The organism is Acinetobacter endophylla (genome assembly GCF_053543775.1).
On the sequence record NZ_JBLVOM010000123.1, the window covers coordinates 1 to 3,226 of the forward strand.

4 protein-coding genes and 1 pseudogene are annotated in these 3,226 nt (G+C 36.9%); all 5 read right to left on the bottom strand.

The genetic code is table 11. The features are described from left to right. Positions 1-203, bottom strand: a 203-nt coding sequence (locus ACNPNW_RS05675; RefSeq protein WP_171252086.1) for a transposase, incomplete at its 3' end; no start/stop codon positions are given. A gap of 27 nt (positions 204-230) precedes the next feature. After that, the gene (locus tag ACNPNW_RS05680; RefSeq protein WP_448766692.1) at positions 231-968 is read right to left on the bottom strand and encodes a dynamin family protein; all 738 of its coding nucleotides are present in this window, start codon (positions 966-968) and stop codon (positions 231-233) included. A 21-nt stretch (positions 969-989) separates the two neighbouring features. Beyond that, positions 990-2,621, bottom strand: coding sequence for a dynamin family protein (locus ACNPNW_RS05685; RefSeq protein ID WP_313035949.1), 1,632 nt, complete (start codon positions 2,619-2,621; stop codon positions 990-992). A 21-nt stretch (positions 2,622-2,642) separates the two neighbouring features. Further along, the gene (locus tag ACNPNW_RS05690) at positions 2,643-2,849 is read right to left on the bottom strand and encodes a hypothetical protein (protein ID WP_448766693.1); all 207 of its coding nucleotides are present in this window, start codon (positions 2,847-2,849) and stop codon (positions 2,643-2,645) included. 58 nt (positions 2,850-2,907) lie between these two features. Then, a pseudogene (locus ACNPNW_RS05695) lies at positions 2,908-3,135 on the bottom strand (transposase domain-containing protein); the annotation flags it as partial. Between the last annotated feature and the right edge of the window lie 91 nt (positions 3,136-3,226).

Here is a 3,226-nt window from a genome sequence, read left to right on the forward strand (position 1 = left end):
AGACGGAATAAGGATTTAATCATTAAGCAGCATTGGATGGCTGCGTCGGAGTAGGTTTGATTTCGCCCTTGTTTGCCTTTTGATGGAGCATACCATTGCGTAGCAGGATCAAACCAAATGGCAATATTTCCGCGACTCATGAGTGCTCGGTTATATGCGGGCCAATTGGTTGTGCGGTAGATTTTGTGTGTAGGCTTCTTCATTTGAAAATTATATCGCTGAAAAAGCCTTTACAGATAGGTTTGTGCAACAAAGCCTATTTCAGTTAAATCATCAGGTGATTTTTTATCTGCCCTGCTAATCACAATTAATTTAGGAATATCTGAACGAATTGTTTTTAAAAACTCAATATCGCTCTGAGAAATAACACCTTGATCGGCTGAAACCAACCAAATTAAACACTGTGCATCATTGAGCTGAACTTTAGCAATATGCGCATCACACAGTCCTTGCTCAATATCTTCATGATTACTGTAACCTGGGGTATCTAAAAAAGCTAAATTACCCCATTGCTGTTCAGGCTGATTTAAAAGGATTAAATCTATATTTTCAGCCAATTCATGTAACTCTTGCTGAGCATGATGCGTTAAGTTTTTAAATTGTTCCAAACTCAAATCCAACTGCTGAGAGTCTTTAAGCACTGCCTTAATTTTTTGTTGTTCACCGTGTATCAAATAAGTAGGAATAGATGTCGTTGGATCAATTTCTACGCTTAAAACTTTTTGACCAAGGATTCCATTTAAAAAACTAGATTTTCCTGCACTAAATGCACCACCAATCCCAACAATAACCTTATCGGCAAGTTCAGGTAACATACAAAACTTATAGAAATTCTCCATTTCATGGATAAAATCTAAACCTATTTGATCATGAGCTAAAACATTCCCTTTTTTCAGAAACCCTAGGTTATTATTAAAATATTGCTTCAAATCTTCATACATTTGAGTGATTTCTACATGCTTATTCATGTTTATTCCTTAAATTTCTAATTATTGCTGCATATTTTGAATGATGATTAAATCATTTTGATATGTTGCATGTAGCACCGCTCTTTCTTCAGTATTTTTCTTAAGTTGCTCTTCTAACATAGAAATCGAGTGTTGAGCTTGTGTGACTTTATGATTGATCTCATCTTCTACCTGCTGATTAACAGTGTGAAGCTGTTCTTGCAAAATAGAGCCTAAATTGATTTGCACTTGTTCAACCACTTGAGGAATAATTTTTCCTCGCACGTGATCACGTGCAGCTTCTTTTTGCTCTGCTCTTTGTTGTTCACGATTATGGTCTGACATAAATGCTTTAAATATAGATGTAACCACTGGCAGGATCATAGCTGCTAAAGGAAAACGCTTTAATACAAAGGTTAGTATCCCTGTAATGCCAGTCAGTCCAAGATCAAATACAGCACTACCAGTATTCTCTTGCTCAAAATGAAAGTTTTGATTAACGATAAGGCTAGGTAAATCTGTTTCTATACGATGAATATATTTATCAACCAAAGGTTTAAAGTAGCGATCCATACCTTCAGTTAAAGCCATTCTTACACTGTAACTTAAATCACTCTCAATATTATTCTGACCTATTAGGGCTGTCGCATATTGATCCGTCTCACCTAAAAGACGATTTCGAATATGATCAACTACATTAGTTAAAACTGAAGGAACCTGCTCTTTCATCTTTTGATATTCAATAGACAGTTTTTTCTTAAAACTTTCTGTCTCATCAATTAGTTGTTGTTGTTTTTCTTTCAATTCATCTGTATCCAAATCTTCTTGGTTCAATAGAATAGTCAAATGTGATGCGATATCATCAATGATTCGATTGAACTGGGGTACAACCGTCTCCTTAAATCGCATTTCACTTAAGTTCTCTAATTTTTGGAATGCTTCAACAGCTTCAGCGATATCTTTCTTCTTCGAAGATACAGATACAACATCCAGATAATTATTTTCTGGCAATAGCGAATGCACTTGCTCACTGATTTGCTGTTTAATCGCCTCTATTTCATCCGGTGTTTTTTTATCACTTTTAGTAATGACCACAACAACAGGTGCTTTATGAAGTGCTAATTCCTGCAGAAATTTTTTGATACTGTCCTTTAAGGTGCCTTCTTCACTACTCACCGTGATCACATAAGCTAAACTGCGGCCTAGATAATGATGAATCGCCTGCATATGTGCATCAGATTTTGAATCCAAACCTGGCAAGTCTGCTAAACATAAATGCGGAAGCAATGCTAAAAATGGTTGATTAAGCTGTACTTCAATATGCCCATCTGGCATCAAGTCTGAAAACTCTTGCTGTTTTAATTCTTGCGCTGTCAAATTTTTAACAAACTGATTTGCTTTATAACCTTTTATACTTTCTTCTTCCGCAAAACTGATCTCAGTCGCCAAATTGCTTGCAGGATCTATTTCAACACACAGTAGTTTTTTCTCAACCAAAGCATTAACTAAAGAAGATTTACCCGCACTGAATGCACCAATAAGTGGGACTCGAACTTTAAAATTGTCAACATGTGGTTTTAGCTTATATAATTGTTCAACAGATAGTCCATATTTTTGAGATAAAATTTCAATTTCTGGAATATTTGTCTGTATATCTTGCTGTATCTGAAACATCTTTTTTTAACTCTCTTAAAATTAATTTTTTAAAGCATTTGCCAATTCTGGCATTTCATATGATTCAAGTATGGCGCCTAATGTTTTTAAGCTCTTCTTGATTTCTCTATCTTCATTATGAAAAATATCTTGATAAACTCGTATGACTTTACCGCTAATACCTAAAGCAAATTCCTGCATCATAGAAGGTTGTACTAAACCAACACCTCTTCTCCTGTCTTTAGTCAAAATATCCAGCAGACTTGATTCATCATCGTAAGCGTCCGCTGAATCCCATACCTATTTTTTAATTCGATTTAGGTTTCCAGCAGTGCGGCAGCAATTCTTCAATTTGGGTCACTTTGTGTGTCGGTAACCTTTTCAGCACATCACTTAAATAGGCATACGGATCCAAGCCATTCAGCTTTGCTGACTGGATTAAAGTCATGATGTTTGCCGCTCGCTGACCACTGCGCAGCGAACCTGCAAACAGCCAGTTCTTGCGTCCCAACGCCCAGGGACGCATCTGATTGTCGGGTAGTCAGACGCAGTTACCTACGTCCAACCCCCTAAGAACCGTGCATGCGAGTTTCCCAGCACACGGCTCAAGCCTCTGCTAAGGCGCC